Origin of the sequence: Listeria monocytogenes (genome assembly GCF_900187225.1) — a bacterium.
Classification (GTDB): domain Bacteria; phylum Bacillota; class Bacilli; order Lactobacillales; family Listeriaceae; genus Listeria; species Listeria monocytogenes.
The window spans coordinates 403,471-422,570 of the sequence record NZ_LT906436.1 but is presented as its reverse complement, the minus strand read 5'-3'; the positions used below and the strand labels follow the sequence as shown (position 1 = coordinate 422,570).

General features: G+C 40.2%; 21 protein-coding genes. 3 read left to right on the top strand and 18 right to left on the bottom strand.

From position 1 onward, the window contains the following. Window positions 1–30 precede the first annotated feature (30 nt). From mngB to CKV70_RS02080, 5 genes are all read right to left on the bottom strand, one after another. A complete protein-coding gene (gene mngB, locus CKV70_RS02100) occupies window positions 31–2,658 on the bottom strand; it encodes a mannosylglycerate hydrolase (RefSeq protein ID WP_077346030.1) in 2,628 nt (875 codons plus the stop codon). Window positions 2,659–2,679: 21 nt separating this feature from the next. Further along, entirely contained in the window at window positions 2,680–3,792 is a 1,113-nt protein-coding gene (locus CKV70_RS02095; RefSeq protein ID WP_003723113.1) for a PTS fructose transporter subunit IIC, read from the bottom strand. Window positions 3,793–3,795: 3 nt separating this feature from the next. Then, a complete protein-coding gene (locus CKV70_RS02090) occupies window positions 3,796–4,128 on the bottom strand; it encodes a PTS fructose transporter subunit IIB (RefSeq protein ID WP_003729043.1) in 333 nt (110 codons plus the stop codon). Next, window positions 4,125–4,583: a PTS sugar transporter subunit IIA gene (locus CKV70_RS02085; protein WP_009932304.1), complete on the bottom strand. Its 459-nt coding sequence runs from the start codon at window positions 4,581–4,583 to the stop codon at window positions 4,125–4,127. Before CKV70_RS02085 ends, CKV70_RS02090 begins: the two co-directional genes overlap by 4 nt. Before the next feature lie 169 nt (window positions 4,584–4,752). After that, entirely contained in the window at window positions 4,753–5,235 is a 483-nt protein-coding gene (locus CKV70_RS02080; RefSeq protein ID WP_003732990.1) for an SRPBCC family protein, read from the bottom strand. A 127-nt stretch (window positions 5,236–5,362) separates the two neighbouring features. Between CKV70_RS02080 and proC the strand changes: the two genes are divergently transcribed. Beyond that, window positions 5,363–6,163, top strand: coding sequence for a pyrroline-5-carboxylate reductase (gene proC, locus CKV70_RS02075; protein WP_003732991.1), 801 nt, complete (start codon window positions 5,363–5,365; stop codon window positions 6,161–6,163). Window positions 6,164–6,165: 2 nt separating this feature from the next. On the opposite strand, the gene CKV70_RS02070 is transcribed toward proC, so the two are convergent. The 6 genes from CKV70_RS02070 to CKV70_RS02045 form a co-directional block, all read right to left on the bottom strand. Beyond that, the gene (locus CKV70_RS02070) at window positions 6,166–6,591 is read right to left on the bottom strand and encodes a GNAT family N-acetyltransferase (protein WP_014600501.1); all 426 of its coding nucleotides are present in this window, start codon (window positions 6,589–6,591) and stop codon (window positions 6,166–6,168) included. A gap of 55 nt (window positions 6,592–6,646) precedes the next feature. Beyond that, window positions 6,647–7,330: an NlpC/P60 family protein gene (locus CKV70_RS02065; RefSeq protein WP_003723106.1), complete on the bottom strand. Its 684-nt coding sequence runs from the start codon at window positions 7,328–7,330 to the stop codon at window positions 6,647–6,649. Window positions 7,331–7,473: 143 nt separating this feature from the next. Next, window positions 7,474–7,923 (bottom strand): hypothetical protein, encoded by a 450-nt coding sequence (locus CKV70_RS02060; RefSeq protein WP_003723105.1) that lies wholly within the window; start codon window positions 7,921–7,923, stop codon window positions 7,474–7,476. Window positions 7,924–7,957: 34 nt separating this feature from the next. Then, window positions 7,958–8,902 (bottom strand): flotillin-like protein FloA, encoded by a 945-nt coding sequence (gene floA / locus CKV70_RS02055; RefSeq protein WP_003723104.1) that lies wholly within the window; start codon window positions 8,900–8,902, stop codon window positions 7,958–7,960. Beyond that, window positions 8,899–9,198 carry an NfeD family protein gene (locus tag CKV70_RS02050; RefSeq protein WP_003741454.1) on the bottom strand — a complete coding sequence of 100 codons (300 nt, stop codon included), beginning with the start codon at window positions 9,196–9,198 and terminating at the stop codon, window positions 8,899–8,901. The genes floA and CKV70_RS02050 overlap by 4 nt, the downstream gene beginning before the upstream one ends. A 167-nt stretch (window positions 9,199–9,365) precedes the next feature. Next, a complete protein-coding gene (locus CKV70_RS02045; RefSeq protein WP_003723102.1) occupies window positions 9,366–10,031 on the bottom strand; it encodes a uracil-DNA glycosylase in 666 nt (221 codons plus the stop codon). A gap of 130 nt (window positions 10,032–10,161) precedes the next feature. Here CKV70_RS02045 and CKV70_RS02040 point away from each other — a divergent pair, with 130 nt between their 5' ends. Beyond that, window positions 10,162–11,277, top strand: a complete 1,116-nt coding sequence (locus CKV70_RS02040; RefSeq protein WP_014600499.1) for a low temperature requirement protein A — start codon at window positions 10,162–10,164, stop codon at window positions 11,275–11,277. A gap of 23 nt (window positions 11,278–11,300) precedes the next feature. On the opposite strand, the gene CKV70_RS02035 is transcribed toward CKV70_RS02040, so the two are convergent. The 6 genes from CKV70_RS02035 to iolA all read right to left on the bottom strand — a co-directional run bounded on the left by CKV70_RS02035 (window position 11,301) and on the right by iolA (window position 17,489). Then, the gene (locus tag CKV70_RS02035; RefSeq protein WP_003723100.1) at window positions 11,301–11,669 is read right to left on the bottom strand and encodes a hypothetical protein; all 369 of its coding nucleotides are present in this window, start codon (window positions 11,667–11,669) and stop codon (window positions 11,301–11,303) included. Window positions 11,670–11,762: 93 nt separating this feature from the next. Beyond that, on the bottom strand, window positions 11,763–12,134 hold the full coding sequence (locus tag CKV70_RS02030; protein WP_010989448.1) for an iron chaperone: 372 nt from the start codon (window positions 12,132–12,134) through the stop codon (window positions 11,763–11,765). Between the two features lie 131 nt (window positions 12,135–12,265). Beyond that, the gene (iolD, locus tag CKV70_RS02025; protein WP_014600498.1) at window positions 12,266–14,182 is read right to left on the bottom strand and encodes a 3D-(3,5/4)-trihydroxycyclohexane-1,2-dione acylhydrolase (decyclizing); all 1,917 of its coding nucleotides are present in this window, start codon (window positions 14,180–14,182) and stop codon (window positions 12,266–12,268) included. A gap of 12 nt (window positions 14,183–14,194) precedes the next feature. Further along, complete coding sequence (iolC, locus tag CKV70_RS02020; protein ID WP_014600497.1) at window positions 14,195–15,172, bottom strand: 5-dehydro-2-deoxygluconokinase; 978 nt, start codon at window positions 15,170–15,172, stop codon at window positions 14,195–14,197. A gap of 16 nt (window positions 15,173–15,188) precedes the next feature. After that, window positions 15,189–16,010, bottom strand: a complete 822-nt coding sequence (gene iolB / locus CKV70_RS02015) for a 5-deoxy-glucuronate isomerase (RefSeq protein WP_014600496.1) — start codon at window positions 16,008–16,010, stop codon at window positions 15,189–15,191. A gap of 12 nt (window positions 16,011–16,022) precedes the next feature. Further along, the gene (iolA, locus tag CKV70_RS02010) at window positions 16,023–17,489 is read right to left on the bottom strand and encodes a methylmalonate-semialdehyde dehydrogenase (protein WP_003723095.1); all 1,467 of its coding nucleotides are present in this window, start codon (window positions 17,487–17,489) and stop codon (window positions 16,023–16,025) included. Window positions 17,490–17,684: 195 nt separating this feature from the next. Between iolA and CKV70_RS02005 the strand changes: the two genes are divergently transcribed. Beyond that, on the top strand, window positions 17,685–18,446 hold the full coding sequence (locus tag CKV70_RS02005; RefSeq protein WP_014600495.1) for a DeoR/GlpR family DNA-binding transcription regulator: 762 nt from the start codon (window positions 17,685–17,687) through the stop codon (window positions 18,444–18,446). A 72-nt stretch (window positions 18,447–18,518) separates the two neighbouring features. Here the strand turns inward: CKV70_RS02005 and CKV70_RS02000 are convergent, their stop codons facing one another. Next, window positions 18,519–18,905, bottom strand: a complete 387-nt coding sequence (locus CKV70_RS02000) for a hypothetical protein (RefSeq protein WP_003723093.1) — start codon at window positions 18,903–18,905, stop codon at window positions 18,519–18,521. Between the last annotated feature and the right edge of the window lie 195 nt (window positions 18,906–19,100).

The window sequence follows — 19,100 nt, the reverse complement described above, 5'->3', positions numbered from 1 at the left end:
TTAGCAGCTCCTTTTTTAGGTAGTTAATCGTTATTTTTCAAATAAATAGCTTTGGACTTTGGCATGTTTTAATATCGTTTGTTTCTCGTTTGACTTGCTTTCATCCAAGTGGCGTTCTTTGCCTTGGAAAATTTCTGGAATCGTAATTTCTTTTTGTAAATATGGATTGAAAAAGCGCGTAATGAAGGCATCGCTGTCTTCGGCTTTTTTCACTGCACTAATAATCGCTCCGTCTATTGTCGGAAGTTCCAAGCTATATGTTGCATCCAGCGTTTTTTCTTCGTCGCGGTAAACATAAATCAAGCGGCCGTTTAGGAAATCAGACATTTGGTAAACTGGTGGGTTCGATAAGTATTCTTTTGCTTTTTTCGCGATTTCCGCTTCGTCAAAAGAGCTTTCGAATAAAGTTAGCGCGAATGTTGCGTTGATTTCGCCAAGTAGTTGCGCGTCTGGTGTCGCAACGATTGATTCACCGGAAGCCCGACCTGGACGATAGAGTAAATCGGTTTTACCCATATGGCTAAATGTGCGGAATAAGGTTAGCGAAATCGTATCGTAATTTTCGCCAATGATTTCGTATTCGCGCACGCCTTCTGTCATTACAGCAATCCCGTGTGACTCATCGTGTAAGCTGACAAAACTTTGCATTGCTTCAATCGAAATTGGCGCTTCTTGCCATTCTTCTGCTTCCCATACATCCATTTCCGGAAGACGAACCGGACGCTTGATTGGCGCGAATAATTGGTCAGCTGTCGAGAATTTACTAGCAATTTCGGTTGCAAAAGTCACGCATAAACGATGACTCAATACTTGGTTAGCAATTTGTACATCGAAACGAATGAGTTCTTCGTTTTTACGTAAAGAAATTACAGTTTTGATAATCATTTCGTTATTTTTTTCACCATTTGCACGTTCTTCTAAATTATACGGTACATTTAACTTGAAGGAAATAGTTAATGCTTGGTTGACGCTTGATATGCTAGACTCTACGCTTTCCACTACCGCTTCTTTCGATGAAATTACAAGGTCTTTCCGTGGCGGAGAATAGTTGTACGAATCGCCATCATCGCCATTTTCCACAAAAATCATTTGATCGGTGTAGGTTCTGCCCGCTTTTTTATCATGAATCGTTAGTGAATTATTGGCTGCTAACTGGATTTCATAAAATTCGTTTTCGATTTTTGTCGCGGCGGATTGTGTCGGTTCTTGCTCTGCTGTTTCTTTTTCTAAATTAAAGTAGATGGTGTCATATCCTAGCGCTGGCAGGTTATTTACGTTTACTAGCATCGTTGCTAAAAAGACTTTTTCTGGTAAATAAACGGGTCTGCTTGGGTTTAGATCGATATGTTGATTCAAGACGTATTCGGTTAGGTCTGTTTTTTCTAGAATTGTGTATTCAAGCGTGTTTCCTTGCGTATCTTCTACTGTGAAATTGTCTTCTGGAATGTACGCAGTCATTTTGATAACGCCACTTTTTTCGTATGGAAGTGGGTTGAAAACGGTAAATTGGAACGGTTGTTTTTGTTCGATTTTTTCGCTGATTAGGCGCATGTTTAAATCGAGTAAATTGGTCGCTAAATCCGAAGCCAATTTGTAACGATGTTTGACGTCGCGGTTAGTCGTATCACTATTACAGCCGCCAATGCTATCATGTGCAGCATTTTCAAACATCAGCTTCCAAATTTCTGCGAGTTCATTATGCGGATAGCGATTTCCAAGTGAGTAGCTGATGGAAAGAACCGGCTCTAATACATTACTTAAAAAGTTTTCGATTTCATTGTTTGCTTGTTTTAAATCAGCTCGAGTAGAGAAAATCGATTTGTGCAGCCGACTATGTTTTCCTTCTGTTAGTTCACCAGCAATGACTGGCAAATCGGTCACATCTTTTTCTAAATCCGCGAAAAATGTTTCTGGTGATGCGATTTGGTATTCCCGCGTGCTATCTATTTCATTGAATTTCGCAACTAATTCTGGCAAATTTTTCCTAACTGGCGCTTGGTCTAAGCCATTTGGGAAATAGACATTTCGCGTTGAGGCCTTCTCTTCCAGAGCACCAATTTGATCATCCAAATAGGTTTTAAGTTCGGCTTCGTTTTCCGGAATGTTCGCGCCGTAGTAATAGCCAAACGGAATTTGTTCTGCTAGCATTTCCGTCCCATCATCACCGCGCCAGATAAATTCGGTTTGTTTTAAACGATTATCGGCAACTCCGCGCCAAAACAGAAACTTTGAAATTCCAAATTCTTTATAAATTTGTGGCATGTTCCCGCCTTGTCCGAACGCATCCGGGACATAACCGACAGCCATGCTATGTCCCATTTCGCGTGCAATTCTCGTACCATATAACAAGTTTCTAACAATTGATTCTTGTGAAATCACTAATTGGTCCGTTTGTGTATACCAAGGTCCGGTAATAAGGCGTTTTTCAGTAATCAGTTTTTCTAATCTAGTTTTATCTTCCGGGCAGTAGCGTAAATAATCTTCTATTAAAGAGCTTTGGGCATCCATTAAGTAAAAATGGTAATCGTCTTTCGCTTCCAATGTTTCAATTACTTCTTTTAAATGCTTCACTAAATAGATTGTTGAACGGCTTGAAGTGAAATACCATTCTCTATCCCAGTGCGAATGCGGAATTACGTGTACTTTCGTTTTAGCCATTTTCATTAAATCCTCCAACTATTATTTAATCTCTATTTCATCAAAACTAATATCGATATCATCCACAGCATCATCTGCAGCAGCTGTTTCTTCTTCTGTGAAATTGACGAATAAGTTCGCACAAATTCCGATAATAAATGCGCCAACTAGACCACCAACCAAGTAAGCCCAGCCGTTACCAATAGTGAAGAAACCGTACATTCCACCAATCGGCGGCATTTTCACATAAGCGCCAAGTCCCATTGTTACAGCACTACCAATCGCGCAGGCAATTACATTTAGCGGAATTAATTTACCAGGGCTACGCAGTGTAAATGGAATCGCACCTTCCGTGACCCCAATTAGTCCCATGATTAGCGCGCCATTTCCAGCTTCTTTGAATGTAGTAGAATAATTCTTTTTGCGTAAAAGTGTTGCGATTCCGTAACCTAGTGGCGGAATACAAATTGCGACGTTAATCATGATCGAAGGTAGATAAATCCCACTCATAAATAGCGCATTCCCAGCCATCCAAGCAGCTTTATTTACAGGTCCACCAAGGTCAAATCCAATCATTGCTCCTAAAATAAGTGCTAGAATAATAACATTTGTATCGTTTTTACACATTTCTGTTACCCAATCAAGTAACGTTTGGTTTAACCAGCCAAGCGGTCCGCCGAGAATAAGTGACATCAGTATCCCCGTGGCACCAACCGTGATAAGTGGCAAAATAATTAGCGGTAAAGAACTAGCAGCTGGTCCAGTGATACGAACATGTTTTTTCACCCAGTTTGTTAACCAACCGGCGAAGAAACCAGCGACCACAGCACCTAAGAAACCAGCATTTGTACTTGTAGCCAAGACCCCACCGACAAAACCAGCAGCAAGCGCCGGTTTTCCAGCAATCGAATAAGCAATATATCCAGCGAGTACTAAGTTAAGTAAGCCAATTGCCGCCCAACCTACATTTTGAAATAAGTAAACGTAATGATAAAATCCGCTTGCATCAGCGTAAGCATCTAGATTTGTAACCCCGCCGATAATCCCAATTAATTTTGCAACCGCTACAACAAGTGACCCTGCAATAATGACCGGTAGTGCATACGATATTCCCGACATTAAATGGTCTTTTGCTTCGTTTAATTTCCCTTTCATGACTTAATTAGCCTCCTTTTGTTTGCGTGCTTCAATTGCTGCAACAACTTTACTTAACACCGCTTCCCCGTTCGCAACACATTGACCAATTTTCACACGAACGACTGGTTTTCCTTTGAAACGATCTTCCCCGTCAATCACTTTATCCGCCGCGATAATAACTACATCTGCCGCGCTTACTTCAGCCGGCGTGATTTCATCGATTGTTCCCATTGCTCCTTGTTGTTCAATTTTGACATCGTGGCCTAATTTTACTCCCGCTTTTTCTAATGCCTTTGCTGCCATTGGTGTGTGCGCAAGTCCTGCGATACATGACGTAACTCCTACAACTTTCATATCAATTCTCCTTCCAAATTATCTTTCAAGTAATCCATCAGTTCGTGTTCCGTTTTAATCGTTAAAATTTGTTCTTGAAAAGCTTCTTCTAGTAAATTCACAGCCACACTGGATAAAATTTTCAGATGCTGCTGGCTGGCTTCACTTGCTGGAACTAATATTGCAAAAATGGCTTGTGCCTTAAAGCCTTCTTTTGACTCCCAATCAATCGGTTCAACGAGACGAATGAAAAGCAGTTTCGCTTCCAATATTGCCTCCGTTTTCGCATGTGGAATGGCGATTAATTGTTGTACTGCTGTTGCGTATTCTTTTTCGCGTGCCCATAAGTCACGCTCCACTTGTGCCGAATTCGTCGTGATACCGATTTCAGCCGCCTTGTCTGCAATAAAAGCTAGCACTTCTTCTTTTGTGCTTAGATGCTGATTTAAAAATAATTGTTCTTCTGATACTATCATTTCGTCACCCCGTATTTTTTCAATGCCTTGCTTACAATTACATTCTAATGAAACCGATTACTTTTTTGAACATAAGGAATTTCCAGTTAAAGTGGAAAAAGATTAATTCATACAAAAAAAAGCCATAAACAAAGCTTTCTTGGCTTCATTTACGGCTTTTCTAAAAGATTTATTTCTCAATATTTAGTTCTTTTTGATACTTGGCGAAGAGCGTTTTGAACTCCGTTTTGTTGAAATCGTATATCTTCCCTTCTGCGCTCGCTTGTAATTTCTTCAAGCAAATATGCCAACCGGAAATATCTCTTGGACTGTGTTCGGTAATAGTCGTAAGTTGTTCTGTGAAAGTCAACCTTGTTTTATTTGCGGTGATTTTATTTAGTTCAAAGGCAACTTCATCTTGGTCCCATTCGAAAGCAAGTTTTTGGTTAGGTTCGAATGCACGAATTGGCATGGTTATTTTTTCTTCGGGTGTCATGACGAAAAGAAGATAGCCATCTGCTCCGAGTTCGCCTACTTCCAGTTCATTAAACCATTTCGCCAGTCCGGTGTTTGTCGTTAATAAAGCAAAAACTTCCTGAATTGGTGCACTAATTTCTACTTCGAAACTAACTATAGTCATATCATCATCTCGTCGTTCGATTGCCTCGTTCATCTAAATCCCTCCCGCCAATTTGCTTTCATTTTCGCACAGTTTGTTTACTATCGCAACTTGGAAAAACTGGACAAAGCCGTGTAACATGAGATAATAGAAAAAAAGAATTTTGTTAGGGGCGAATAGAATGAATAGAATCGGCTTTATTGGCGCAGGAAATATGGGAACTGCAATGATTCGAGGTTTAGCACAAGCGAATTTAGTGAAAAGAGAAGAAATCATTGTTGGTGGTCGGAATCTCGAAAAATTAAAACCACTTGAAGCGGAATTTACTGGCTTACAAATAACAACCGATACCGAGAAACTCGTAGAACAAGCAGATATTATTATTTTAGCGGTGAAACCTTATACTATACCAGAAATTTTAACGTCGGTAAAAGAGAAGCTTACACCTGATAAAATCATTATTTCTGTAGCGGCTGGCGTAACTATCCAAGATTTAGAAGAACTCACTTCAGCAAAAACAAAAATTGTTCGAGTGATGCCAAATACACCAGCGCTTGTCGGCGAAGCAATGTCATCCGTTTCACCAAATACGAATGTAACATCCGAAGAACTTAAAGAAGTGACAGCTATTTTTACTAGCTTTGGAGAAGCAGAAGTCGTTTCCGAAAATTTGATGGATGCGGTTATTGGCGTCAGCGGCTCTTCACCAGCCTATGTTTATATGTTCATAGAAGCTTTAGCAGACGGCGCAGTGCTAAGTGGCATGCCTCGCGATAAAGCATATAAATTCGCCGCACAAGCTGTGCTAGGTGCCGCAAAAACGGTTCTGGAAACTGGCGAACATCCAGGTAAACTTAAAGATATGGTTACTTCTCCCGGCGGAACTACAATTGAAGCAGTGAAATCACTAGAAAATGATGGTTTCCGTTCCGCTGTTATCAATGCAGTTCAAGCTGCTGCAAAGAAAAATAGTTCGATGTAATTCTATAAATATTTAATAAAGAAATACTTTTCTTCTCCTTTTATAGGAAAATCTTTCACACGTCCAAGCTCAGTAAAACCACATTTTCTATAAAATTCTGGGGCTTGGTAACTAAATGTTGTTAAGGAGATATGGTGGCAGCTATTCGCTCTACCATATCTTTCTATTTGGGCCATCAATTCTGTCCCCACGCCCGATCCTTGTGTGCTTGGATCAACAGAAAGAAGAGACACATGTAATTCTCCATAGCTGATTTTCGCTGTAACTCCTCCAACCATTTCCCCTACCTCACTTAAAGCCGCAAAGTCAATATACTCTGTGTCTTTTTTTGGAATGTTATAACCTAATCTTTCTTTATGTTCCAAAAGCCCCTCTACTACTTTAGGTTCTAGTTCTTCCAGAGGCATTTCTTTTATTTTATATTGCATTCCTAACTCCTCCTTCATACAAAAAAGCATCACTAAAAAGTGACGCTCAGCTAAATTATTTTAAATTTGCTACTCGGCCATATCCAGCAATATATTTTTTCCAATAGCCAGATGTGATTGTGTCATATTTTACGCCGTTATTTTGCGCATTAAGCATTTTGCCGTTTCCAACATAAATCCCAACATGTGCAACACCCTTACCATAATTAAAGAAAATCAAATCACCTTTTTTTAGTTCTTTAGCTTTAATTTTCTTAGCAGAGGCATACTGTTGCTTCGCTGTACGAGGAATTGATTTTTTAACTCCTTTAGAGTATACATATTGTGTGTAACCTGAACAATCAAAACAGCTTGGGCCAGTAGCGCCAATTTTGTAGCGTTTGCCAATGTGTTTTCTTGCTTCGTTATTTAATGCGGTAAAACTTTGAGTTGTTGCAACAGGTGCTTTATATGTAGTCACACATTTACCTGAAACATAACCAACTTTCCCTTTATATGTTGTTTTATACCAATTATTTTTTGTTTTAGCAGTGAAAGTAACCGTTGTACCCTTTTTGTAAAAACCGATGACTTTACCTTTGGTGTTGTCTGCTGCGCGAACATTTACATCAGCCGTTGTCGTCATTTTATATGTAGTAGCTGCTGATGCGTTGGTTGTTGGCAAAAATAGTACTGAAAAAGAAATCATTAAAGCTATAAACGCAAAAAAAATCTTTCTTCTCGTTGCTATTATATTCAATCCACGCACCCCTTTTTTATATACACACAGCATATCAGGTCAATGTTACAGTTGTAATACAGTCATTTTAAAACTTGACGTTATTATGTAACAGTTCTGACACAGAAACAAAAAACCCAAGAAACTAGTTCTTGGGTTTGCTTTTATAGATGATTTTTCCGTAAAGAAACGGGCTTATCAAGGATTTCTTTCGTAATTATCGCTTCTTGTAATCTGCCACGTAATTTACGGGCTTTTTTCTGGTGACTACTAGTGCTTTTAATGATATTTTTCCCTTTAGCCACATCCGATTCTCGGCGGATTTCTCTTAGCATTTTTTGTTGTGCTGCTTTTTGTTCAGCAATTACTTTGTCTTGTTCTTTATTTTGTGTGAACGTTCCTTGAGATACTTTGCGTTTTTCTGGTTTTTTAGTGGTTTGTGTGCGGCTCGCTTGGTGCATTGAGCGCAAATTTGGTCTAGGTTGTGGCGCTTTCTTATTTTCCTCTTCTGTGCCTTTACCGGCCTTGCTAAGGAAATTTATAATGACACCAACAATACCAAGGACAACTAGGACGCTTTCCCATCCACTATTTAGAAAATCACTTAAATCCATTGAAAACACCTTCTTTCTTGCAAAAGATCAAGGTTTATTTTTCGTCTTCGTGTGCAATCGATTCGCGCATAGCTGTATCTGATTGTACATTTTCCATTTTGTAGTAATCCATTACGCCTAGGTTACCTTCTTCTAAAGCGCGAGATAGCGCACGTGGTACTTCTGCTTCAGCGGCTACAACCGCTGCTCTGTTTTCTTGTTCTAGTGCAATCGCTTCTGCTTTACGTTTCGATGCAGCTGCTTGAGCAACTTCCATGTCCGCGTTGGCTTTTTCGATGTCTAGTTTTGCTTTAATGTTGTCACCGATACGCATTTCGGCGATATCAATGGATAAAATAGTATAAGCTGTTCCGTCTCCAAGTCCTTGTTCTTGGACTTTTTTCGAAATGCTGTTTGGATTTTCGAGTACATCTGTATGTTCTCTCGTTTCACCGACTGTAGAAACTACGGCTTCACCGACACGAGCGATAACTGTATCTTCACCAGCACCACCGACGATACGTTCAATATTGGATTGTACGGTAATTTGTGTAATAACTTTTACTTCTACCCCGTTTTGCGCTACACCAGTAAATTCAGGTGTACGAATAACTTTTGGTGTTACGGAAGTTTGTACTGCTTCAAGTACGTCACGTCCAGCAAGGTCAATGGCTGCTGCACGGCTGAAATCTAATTCAATATTTGCTCGGTGTGCTGCGATTAACGCATCTACTGTGTTATCCACGTCCCCACCTGCTAAATAGTGACTTTCAAGTTGGTTTACTTCTAAATCAAGTCCTGCTTTTACTGCTTTAATTAACGGTTTTACAACGCGAGAAGGTACAACCCGGCGTAATCTCATTCCGATTAAAGTTCCTAGTCCAACTGGTACACGTGCGGATAATGCACTAATCCATAACCCCACTGGTACTAAAGTGAAAAATACGATTAAAAAGATGATAATCAATACTGCGATAATAATTGGTCCAATCATTGTCATTTTTCTCCCTCCTGTATATCTTCATTGACTAGTACGTATCCAAAATCGATACCTACTGCAATTATTGGTTTTCCAACTTCCAAATAACCTGTTTTTAAGCGAGCTTCATAGACCTCTCCGTCTATTCTGACACTGCCAATTGGCTTAAGTGTCGTTTGTGCTACACCTTTTTTACCTACTACTTTGTCTCGTAGCGCTTTCATTCTTTCTACTTCTTTGTCCTCTAAAACCCCCCGATGCACGAGTCCCCATGATTCTCCATAAACAAAGTCATCTTCTGTAAAATTATGCTTCAAACTAGTCACCTTCTTTAGGAACTTTTTTAAATTTTACTTTCTCCTATAATAACCATAACATGAATGAAACCTTATGTAAAAAGCTTTTAGCAAGAATTATGTAAATTTTTTCACTTTTGTAGAAAACTTTATAATAGAAGAAATAAAATTTTGGAATAACGTGATTTTTACTGTTCGTTCAAGTCCCAATCAATTGGTTTTCTTTCATGTTCTTCAAGAAACGCATTCGTTTTCGAAAATGGTTTGCTTCCAAAAAAGCCTCGACTCGCGGCAAGCGGTGATGGGTGTACTCCTTTAATAATTAGATGTTGCGGGTTTGTAATGCCACTTGCGGCTTTTATAGCATGATTTCCCCATAAAATAAATACGAGTGGTTTGTCGTAATTATTCAGTTCTTCTAAAACGTGATCTGTGAACGTTGCCCAGCCTAGTTTTTTGTGGCTGCCAGCTTTCCCTTCCTCAACGCTCCAACTCGTGTTCATAAGTAGTACGCCTTGCTCTGCCCATTTAGCAAGATAGCCGTGGTCTGCTGGTTCGATATCTAAGTCTGTCTTTAATTCTTTATAAATATTTCGAAGACTAGGTGGAATTCGTACGTCTTTTTGTACGGAGAAGCTTAAGCCATGCGCTTGCCCAGGACCGTGATACGGATCTTGCCCTAAAATAACGACTTTCACTTGATTATACGGACATAAGCGGAAACACGAAAACATATCTTCCTCTGACGGATACACATTACCCTTTGCTCTCGCATCCTTGACTGCTTCCATTAATTCTATAAAATAAGGCTGTTTTGCTTCTTGTTTTAAAAATTCTTCCCATGTTTTTACCATTTTTAATTCTCCCGTCTCAGTAGTTCCATGATTTTGTCCTTCCATTATACTTTTCACCTCAAGCAACTGTCAAAAGGTAGGACAATTCACGTGGTATAATTTAAAAAAGAAATGATAATGGGGTGAAATCGTGACAGAAAGAAAAGTTACTTGGTTAGAACTATTTTTTGATTTAATATTCGTAACTGCTGTTGCTTCGACGACACATCTGTTACTTAGCGTTGATAACCATCCGGATAAAACAGCTGCTTATTTTGGTGAGTATTTATTGATGGTCACGCCGATGTTTTGGGCGTGGGTTGGGCAGACGATGTTTTTCAATCGCTTCGGTGAGAAAATAAAATGGCCTGAGCTTTATATGTTATCACAGATGTTTTTCTTAATTTTGATGACAGCAAGTTTTGATTTAACGTTTTCAAATACGTACTACACTTTTTTAATTGGATATTTGGGGATTCGATTCATTACGGTTATTCAGTATTTTGTTATTAGTAAGCAATTGACGGGAAATGCGCAGAAAGTGGCGTTACTTCTTGGGAGTGTTTTTTTGCTTGGTGTTTTGACAACTGCGACTTCGGTGTTTTTTGAAGGGTTTGCGCGTTATTTAGTTATGTATCTTGGGATTGCTGTTGATATTATTTTACCGTTATTTTTTGATAAAACATTACGCAAAGTGCCGGTTGATTTCCCGCATCTTGCGGAACGTTTTGGATTGTTTGTTATTATTACATTTGGCGAAAGCATCGTTGCGATTACTACTATTTTAGTTGGTCATACCCTTGATTTGTACACAATTTGTTATACGTTGCTCGGCTTTCTAATTATTTGTACGCTCTGGGCATCGTATTTTTATAGCTTTGAGAAAATTGTTGATCATCATAAAGTGACGCACGGGCAGTTTTTGATTTACGGGCATTTCTTTATTATTGTTTCGGTAATGCTGCTTGCTGTGAATTTGCATTTGCTATTTGAGGGGCATTTACAGCGAGATGTGTTGCTGTTGCTGTTGTTTAGTTCTGTAGCTGTGTTTTTCATCTCGAAGCAATTTGTTTTTGCCGCGCATAAAAAGGCCGAGGTGACGTTTTCTTTTTGGAAAGATGCGTTGTTATTGTTACTTCTGGTGGGGCTGTTTTTTGTTAATTTGTATATTAATTTGCCGTTATTTGTCAGTTTTGTGAGTATTTGGGTTTGTGCGCTGGTGGATCTCGGTTTGCAGTTTAGAGTGTCTCGACCAGCCCGAGTTTAAATAAAAAAAGATGAGCAATTCGCTCACCTTTCCTCGCCTGTGTCTTGGTGCCTTGTGTAATCTGTAAAAATAAATAGGCCCATTAAAAAGCTTATTAAACATACGATTGGGCGGAAATAAAAACCCGAATAACTCGGGGTGAAAATGAGCCCAAAAATAAGTCCAAAGAGCCATAAAATTAGTGCCATGAATATTAGAAAATCATTTCGATAAGCACAAATTATTAGAATTCCTGCTAAAACCATCGCAAGCGACATTAAATAGCCTGATGATGCCGCAAGATCTTCCGGTATCATGAATAAGTTATTTTTTTTACTGTCCGGACTTAGTATTTCAGCAAGAGCACCAATAAAACCTGCTTGGATGGACATAATCCCACAAAAAATACGCATTTCACACCACTCTTTTATAAAAATACATTTTAGCTTATTAATTATGGCATAAAAAATCTGGATTTACTACGCGACAAAGTAACTAAAAATCACTTAAACACGCCAAAAACTAGTATAATTTGCTTTATCTTGAATATTAAACTTGATAATTTTTGCTAATAGGTCATAGTCAACTGATTTAGCCCACGTAATTCGGAAAATTCCTTTCGTATGACTATAGCCCGCTTCTTTAATGTCTGCTTCGAAACGTTCGATTCCAGCCACTTCTGGGGAAACGCTCATATGCTGTTTTGCAATAGAGAAGCCGATTATGAATGTGCCATTATTTGTAAACATTGGTGTATTCCATTTAATTTCTGGCTTTAAGTCTGGAAAAGTTTCCGCCACCCATGTTAAAACTTCTTGTGTTCTCGCGCGGTGATCCGGATTTTCAATTTCAGCTAAATATTCTGCAAAAACTTCCATATTATTTCCTCCTAAAAAAAGTAATCTTACAGTTACTTTTTATTATAAAGAAAAACTGGCGCGATGCAAGGCGTGGCTATTGAAGTGTCCAAACAAAAACAAGTCCTGTGATGGACTTGTTTTTGTTTTGCTTAATATAGTCGGGCATTTTTCAGGTTTGTTTGTTTTTCTTCGTATGCCTGCTTGATACTTTCTTTGTTTGAAACTTCGGAAACTCCCACATTCCACCAGTTAAGATAGCCTTCTGACATAGTTTTTGGTAATACTTTCATATCGATTAAAGTTGTTTTGGTTTGTTTTTTTGCGTCTTCCAGTGCGCTGATTAGATCTTCTTTGGTGTTGGCTCTATAGACTTTTGCGCCGTACCCTTCTGCAATTTTGGCGTAATCGACTTGCATAATCTGGTTGTCGCTATCGCGGAATTCGCAGAAGAAACTGTCGCTGCCGTTTGCCATTTGGAGGTTGTTAATGCAGCCGAATCCGGAATTATCGAAGAGCATGATGTTGATTTTTTTGCCGTATTGTAGGGATGTTAGTAGTTCTGAGTGCGACATGCAGAAACTGCCATCGCCAACGATGGAGTAAACTTCTTGGTTGTTTGTTGCGGCCATTTTTGCACCGAGGGCTCCGTTTATTTCGTAGCCCATGCAGGAATAGCCATATTCTAGGTGATAGGTGTTTGGTATGGCTGGATTCCAAAGTCGTTGCAGGTCGCCTGGAAGTGAACCGGCGGAACAAACGACGATACTATCTGGTGCCACGGTGTCATTAATCGTGATGAGCGCTTCGGTTTGCGTGAACTCGGTTTGCAAGCTGTCGGCGTATTCGTTTAGGGTTGCTTGGTCGAATTGGTCTTTGATTTCTGGTGTGAAAGCTTCTCGGTTGAATTTCGTGTTTTGTAGTCGCGTTCTTTCTGCGAGCCACTCTGCTTTGTATGCAGCAATCCTGTCGCCAAATTGGGTTTGATAGCCTTTTAAAAGTGGCGCAAGTTCGGCTAGGGTAGCTTTGGCGTCGCCGACAACTTGGAAAGCGTCTAGTTTGTATGTTTGCATGCGGCTGACGTTGATATTGATAAATTTGGTTGCTGGGCCAAATGCAGTTTTGGAACTGGTTGTGAAATCGGTGTAGCGCGTGCCAATTCCGATGACCAAATCGGCGTCACGGATAGCTTTATTGGCAGCTAGCGTGCCGAGGATTCCAGTGCCACCTAGGTTGTTTTTGAAGTCAAACTCAACGGTTGATTTTCCGGCGTGCGTTTCGACGAGCGGAATGTTGCTTTGCTCGGAAAGAGTGATTAATTCTTCGCGAGCATCTGAATAGCGGGCGCCACCGCCGACGATGATAACCGGGGTTTTGCTAGCTTGGATGAGTCGCGCCGCTTCGGTTAGCTCGCGCTTCGTTGGAATTTGCCGATTAAGATAGTGAATTCGTTTTTGGAAAAATTCGACTGGATAATCGAACGCTTCTCCTTCTGTGTCTTGCGCGATGCAAATTGTAGCTGGGCCGGCGCTCGCTGGGTTGGTCATTACTTCGAAAGCTCGAATCAGGGCGCTCATGAGTTGTTCGGGTCGCTGCACGCGGTCAAAATATCTGGAGACTGCTTGGAAGCCATCATTGGTTGTAATTGCCGTGCTCGACTCATGCTCTAATTGTTGTAAGACTGGGTCGGGCTGTCTGGTTGCGAATGTATCGGCTGGCAGGAATAATACTGGTAAATTGTTCGCAAGTGCGGTGCCAGCTGCTGTTATTAGGTTGGCGGAACCTGGTCCTGCTGATGCGGAACACGCGTAAATGCGCTTGCGATTTTTTTGTTTTGCGTAGGCGATTGCCGCGTGCGCCATGCCTTGTTCATTTTTCCCTTGATACACATTTAAATGACCCGGGTCTTCTTCTAACGCTTGGCCAATTCCAACCACATTTCCATGGCCAAACACCGTGAAAATCCCGTCCACAAACGGCGCCATTTCCCCGTCCACTTCAATATACTGCTGATTTAAAAATTTCACCAGAGCTTGCGCGGTAGTTAGTCGAATTGTTTTTTCAGTCACCATAATCCCCTCCTACTCAGCTTGCGCGATGAGCGCTTTAATTTCGTTGGCAGTTGGCATCGCATCCGAAGAGCTATGCTTGCTAACCACAATCGAAGCCGCCGCACTTCCGTATTTAAGGGCTGTTTCGATACTTTCATCGCTAAACAAACCGTATAAGAATGCCGATGCATAGGAATCCCCTGCGCCAAATGTTTTAAGTACTTTTGTTTTATATGCTTGTGCTTGGAATGTTTCGCCCGCTTTTGTATATGCGAACGAGCCTTCCACGCCATGCTTAATCACGACAATTTTTGCTTGATGTTGGAAAAGATATGCTTTTGTCGCTTCATTTTTGCCACCGACTTGGTTTTCCATCATATCGAATTCGTCACGCGTTCCAATAATCACATCCGCCTGTTTCGCGACAAGTGAATAATAAACCGCTGTTTCTTCGGTGTTTTTCCACGTATAAGGGCGATAATCCAGTTCAAAAGCAACGACCACATCATTTTTCTGAGCTAAACTGACTGCTTTTAAAACAGCTTCCCGCGACGGACTTTGCGCCAAGGCTGTACCAGAAACGAGCAGCACGAGCGCTTCTTTGATATAGTCTTCTGAAATTTCTTCCGGTGTTAAATATAAATCAGCCACATTTTCGCGGTACATCAAGATACTACATTCATCCGGACTTTTAATCTCCGTAAATGCCAAGCCCACTTTACGACCTTCTGTATCTTTCACCATTCCATCCGTATTTATCGCTAAATCACGCATATATTTTTCAATAAAACGACCATGTTGATCATCTGAAATTTTACCGATAAAACCGACTTTTAAGCCCAGTTTAGCAGTCCCTATAGCGATATTCGCTGGCGATCCACCTACATATTTCGAAAATGTCATCGTTTCTTCCATTGGCCTGTTGTATTCGACCGCGTTCAAATCAATGCACGCGCGCCCTACGGTGATTAAATCAAATTTTCGTTCACTATGTTTTTTAAGATTCATGCTCCAAGTCCTCCTCTTAGTCTCGCTCTAAAATCCATTCGTGATCCGGATCGTTATGGAACTTCCAAACCCGCTTCGGCCCTGCCATTACGTTCAAATAGTATGAATCATATCCGTCTGGAACCCCAACAGGATGATAGCCTTCTGGAACGATAACTGCATTTTGATGCTCCACAGCCATCGTTTCATCAAGCGCACGGTCATCCGTATAGACACGCTGAAAAATAAAACCTTGCTCAGGATTAATTTCATGATAATAACTTTCTTCCAAAAGTGACTCTGCTGGCAAATTATCGCGGTCATGTTTATGCGGCGGATAGCTAGAAAAATTCCCGCCATCCGTATACACTTCCACCACCAACAAACTACTCGCAACCTCACTCACATCTGGCAAAATGTTATGTACCAGTCGTTTATTTTGATATTTTCCGCGCTGCTCAATCGAATTATCACTTGCTTTAATAAGCATTGTCGGTAAATCCCGATCAGCCGGTGAATAGCAAAGCGCCACACGAGCTTTTTCAGAGTCTGCCTTCACTTGAAACGCCCGCCCACCGGAAATAAACACGCTATCAGTCGGAATTTTTTCAAAAACGTTCGCTCTTGTGCCGATTTCCGAAAAAACATGGTCACCCTCACTCACCGAAATTTTCCCAGTAAGCGCGACAATACAACATTCAAGCCCATCCAACGTTTCTTGATAAACGGCATCTTTTTCCAATTCAATCAACCGAAATCCAACGTAACTTAGCGGCGAGTTTCCTTGGTTAATATCTTGAACAAGCGTAACGCCAGGCGCTATTCTTTCATTTAATGGTTTTCGTAACAGTTTGCCCATGTTCGCGCCCTCCTATTCTTCGTAACCTTTTAATGAATATCTCGCAGTAACTACTTTTTTATGTGTGTAAAAATCTACGCTGTCTTTGCCGTTTGCATGAAGCGTTCCATAAAAGGATGATTTCCAACCAGAAAACGGGAAAAACGCCATTGGAGCAGGTACGCCCAAATTCACACCAAGCATTCCAGCATCAATTTTTTCTCTAAAGTAGCGAATTGCTTTGGCATTATTTGTGAAAATACAAGCGCCATTCGCAAATTCAGATTGATTCGCCACCCGAACTGCTTCTTGGAGATTTTTCACACGAATCACGGATAAAACTGGTGCGAAAATCTCGTCTTTCCAAATTGTCATATCCGTCGTAACGTCTTCCAAAATTGTCGGTCCAACAAAATGGCCTTCAGAAAGTCCAGTCTCCCGGCCATCTACCGTTAATTTCGCGCCTTCTTCTATGCCTTTTTCAATATAAGCAATCGTGCGTTTTTGATTTTCTTCGCGAATTACCGGACCTAGGAAAACACCATCGTCTAGCCCGTTTCCAATTTTCACATTTTGTGCCGCTGTCCGAAGTGCCTCTAAAAACTCGTCTGCGATTCCTTCTTCCACAGTGACAACCGCGCACGCCATGCAACGTTCGCCAGCTGACCCAAATGCCGCTGAAATAACATTCGTGACTGTATCTTCTAAATCCGCATCATTAAGCACAATTGTATGGTTTTTCGCGCCCGTCAAAGCCTGCACACGTTTCAAATTCGCGCTCCCAGTTTTGTATACATATTCGCCAACTGGCTTAGAACCAACAAAAGAAACCGCTTTAATTATTTCGTTTTCTAAAATCCCATTAACCACATCATGCGCACCGTACACTACATTGAATACACCTTTTGGAAGACCCGCTTCAGAAAATAATTCCACCAATTTCTCCATCAAAAGCGGCGTTCTTTCAGATGGTTTTAAAATAAACGAGTTACCAAGCGCGATGGCCATTGGGAACATCCAACAAGGAACCATCATCGGAAAGTTAAATGGCGCAATTCCACCAACAACTCCGACCGGATAGCGATAATTAGCCGCTTCCACGTCCGTTGCAATCGAAGCAAGCGAATCACCCATCATCAGCGTTGGTGCTCCGGCTGCGAATTCGACATTTTCTATTCCGCGTTGCACTTCACCGCGTGCTTCGGATAAATTTTTACCATTTTCAAGTGTAATTAATCTTGCTAGTTCTTCTTTATGTTGAATGAGTAACTGTTGGAATCCGAATAATACTCGCGCGCGTCTTGGCACAGCAACTTGGCTCCATTTTTCAAAAGCTTGTTCTGCAATGACAGCGGCCTGATCTAATTCTGCGCGTGTCGATATCGGCACTTGGCACAGCACTTCACCCGTCGCTGGGTTGATGACATCTTCGTATTTATCCGTCTTACTCTCGACCCACTCACCGTTAATATAATTCTTTAATTTCCGTACATCTGCCATAAATAATCCCTCCACTTAAAATTACTCATAAGTTAACCATCAATCGATTTATACCCCCATATTAAGCCAATAAAATTGAAGAGTCAATTTAATTTTTGTCACTAACTTCACCATAAAAAATCATAGTTGATTACCTTTTGAGCATGTGTTATAAATAGTGTAATTAAAATAATTTTGCCAAAGGATGAATTTAAAATGAAAGTACAACGCATTCAAGCGATTGAGAATTTAATTCACGAAAAAGGCAGTATTAGCCTCGATGATTTATGCGAACAATTCAACGTTTCCAAAAATACCGTTCGCCGAGACATTGCCAAACTTCTCCAAAAAAACACCATCCAAAAAGTCTATGGTGGTGTCGTTTCTGTTTATAATAATCCCGAAGAAATTCGGCCGTTCGAAAATCGCGATACAGAAAATCACACAGAAAAACAGCTTATCGGAAAAGCGGCGGCTGATTTTATTGAAGAGAATGATTTGATTTTTATTGATTCTGGCACAACGACTAGCTGTCTCGCTGCCGCTCTGCCAACGGATAAGGAGATTACTATTATTACGAACAGCCTAGACGTGATTAATTTTGCGAGTGAAATGGATAATGTGAAATTGATTGTTATTGGCTCGACGTTTAAATCGAGTACTAAATCATTTGTTGGCGTGGAGAACTGGGGATTTTTTGAGAAATATAATATTACGAAAGCATTCATGGCTGCGACTGCGCTTTCGACTACGCACGGGGTGATGAACTCGGATATTTTGGAGTATGAGATTAAGCGCCATATGATGGAAAAAGCGACGGAGAAATTTTTGCTGGTGGATCATACAAAGGTGGATAAGTCGGCTTTGCTTACGTACGGGGAGTTGGCGGAATTTGATTGGTTGGTTACGTCGAAGGACATGGCTGGTGGGTGTTTGGGGTATTGTGCGGATGTTGGGGTTTTGGTGAGGTTGGTATAGTTTATGTGATGAAGGAAGCCCCATTTGATGGAATGGGGCTTCTTTTTATATTCACAAACTCTGAACTTTATTTTAATAATTTTTCCAAAAAAACGAATTTTCTATGACACTTACTTCTTCTACAATGATTTCCTTACAAATAATATTCATTGTCATAATTGATGCATCAAAAGAACATTCAATAAAGTCTTCATTTTCCGCATATCTATTTAACGAAATGTCTTGAGCATAATAGCCTGATTTCGGCCCTGTATTTCTAACTTTGAAATCTCCACGCCATTTTGCATCGGTCTCATAGGAAACTTTATAGCAGGAAGTAAATGATAGCTTCCAACAAATCTCCTCATCTTTTTCTATATAAATATATACTTCATCACCAAAATATTTACTTTGAATGTCTAATACTAGTAAATCCCAGTAATTTATTTCATCAATTTTCTTTTGAAGTTCATTGATCATAAAAATCACTCCTATTTTTTATTTATCATTCCATCTACTTACTAAATAATGGATAAGGAGGTTAATATTCTTAATAGTGGCTTAGTTTTAAAATACTCAGAACTTAATCTGCTATAATTTCGAACTTGAGCATCTTTAGGACCATTTATAGAACGATATAAATCTCAGTTATCATCAAAAGATTCACTGCTAATA

What these genes read in the sequence shown, in the direction of transcription:
- mngB (WP_077346030.1), bottom strand. Translation starts at nt 2,658, where the DNA reads ATGGCTAAAACGAAAGTACACGTAATTCCGCATTCGCACTGGGATAGA.
- CKV70_RS02095 (WP_003723113.1), bottom strand. Translation starts at nt 3,792, where the DNA reads ATGAAAGGGAAATTAAACGAAGCAAAAGACCATTTAATGTCGGGAATA.
- CKV70_RS02090 (WP_003729043.1), bottom strand. Translation starts at nt 4,128, where the DNA reads ATGAAAGTTGTAGGAGTTACGTCATGTATCGCAGGACTTGCGCACACA.
- CKV70_RS02085 (WP_009932304.1), bottom strand. Translation starts at nt 4,583, where the DNA reads ATGATAGTATCAGAAGAACAATTATTTTTAAATCAGCATCTAAGCACA.
- CKV70_RS02080 (WP_003732990.1), bottom strand. Translation starts at nt 5,235, where the DNA reads ATGAACGAGGCAATCGAACGACGAGATGATGATATGACTATAGTTAGT.
- proC (WP_003732991.1), top strand. Translation starts at nt 5,363, where the DNA reads ATGAATAGAATCGGCTTTATTGGCGCAGGAAATATGGGAACTGCAATG.
- CKV70_RS02070 (WP_014600501.1), bottom strand. Translation starts at nt 6,591, where the DNA reads ATGCAATATAAAATAAAAGAAATGCCTCTGGAAGAACTAGAACCTAAA.
- CKV70_RS02060 (WP_003723105.1), bottom strand. Translation starts at nt 7,923, where the DNA reads ATGGATTTAAGTGATTTTCTAAATAGTGGATGGGAAAGCGTCCTAGTT.
- floA (WP_003723104.1), bottom strand. Translation starts at nt 8,902, where the DNA reads ATGACAATGATTGGACCAATTATTATCGCAGTATTGATTATCATCTTT.
- CKV70_RS02045 (WP_003723102.1), bottom strand. Translation starts at nt 10,031, where the DNA reads ATGGTAAAAACATGGGAAGAATTTTTAAAACAAGAAGCAAAACAGCCT.
- CKV70_RS02035 (WP_003723100.1), bottom strand. Translation starts at nt 11,669, where the DNA reads ATGCGTATTTTTTGTGGGATTATGTCCATCCAAGCAGGTTTTATTGGT.
- CKV70_RS02030 (WP_010989448.1), bottom strand. Translation starts at nt 12,134, where the DNA reads ATGGAAGTTTTTGCAGAATATTTAGCTGAAATTGAAAATCCGGATCAC.
- iolC (WP_014600497.1), bottom strand. Translation starts at nt 15,172, where the DNA reads ATGAATCTTAAAAAACATAGTGAACGAAAATTTGATTTAATCACCGTA.
- iolB (WP_014600496.1), bottom strand. Translation starts at nt 16,010, where the DNA reads ATGGGCAAACTGTTACGAAAACCATTAAATGAAAGAATAGCGCCTGGC.
- iolA (WP_003723095.1), bottom strand. Translation starts at nt 17,489, where the DNA reads ATGGCAGATGTACGGAAATTAAAGAATTATATTAACGGTGAGTGGGTC.
- CKV70_RS02005 (WP_014600495.1), top strand. Translation starts at nt 17,685, where the DNA reads ATGAAAGTACAACGCATTCAAGCGATTGAGAATTTAATTCACGAAAAA.
- CKV70_RS02000 (WP_003723093.1), bottom strand. Translation starts at nt 18,905, where the DNA reads ATGATCAATGAACTTCAAAAGAAAATTGATGAAATAAATTACTGGGAT.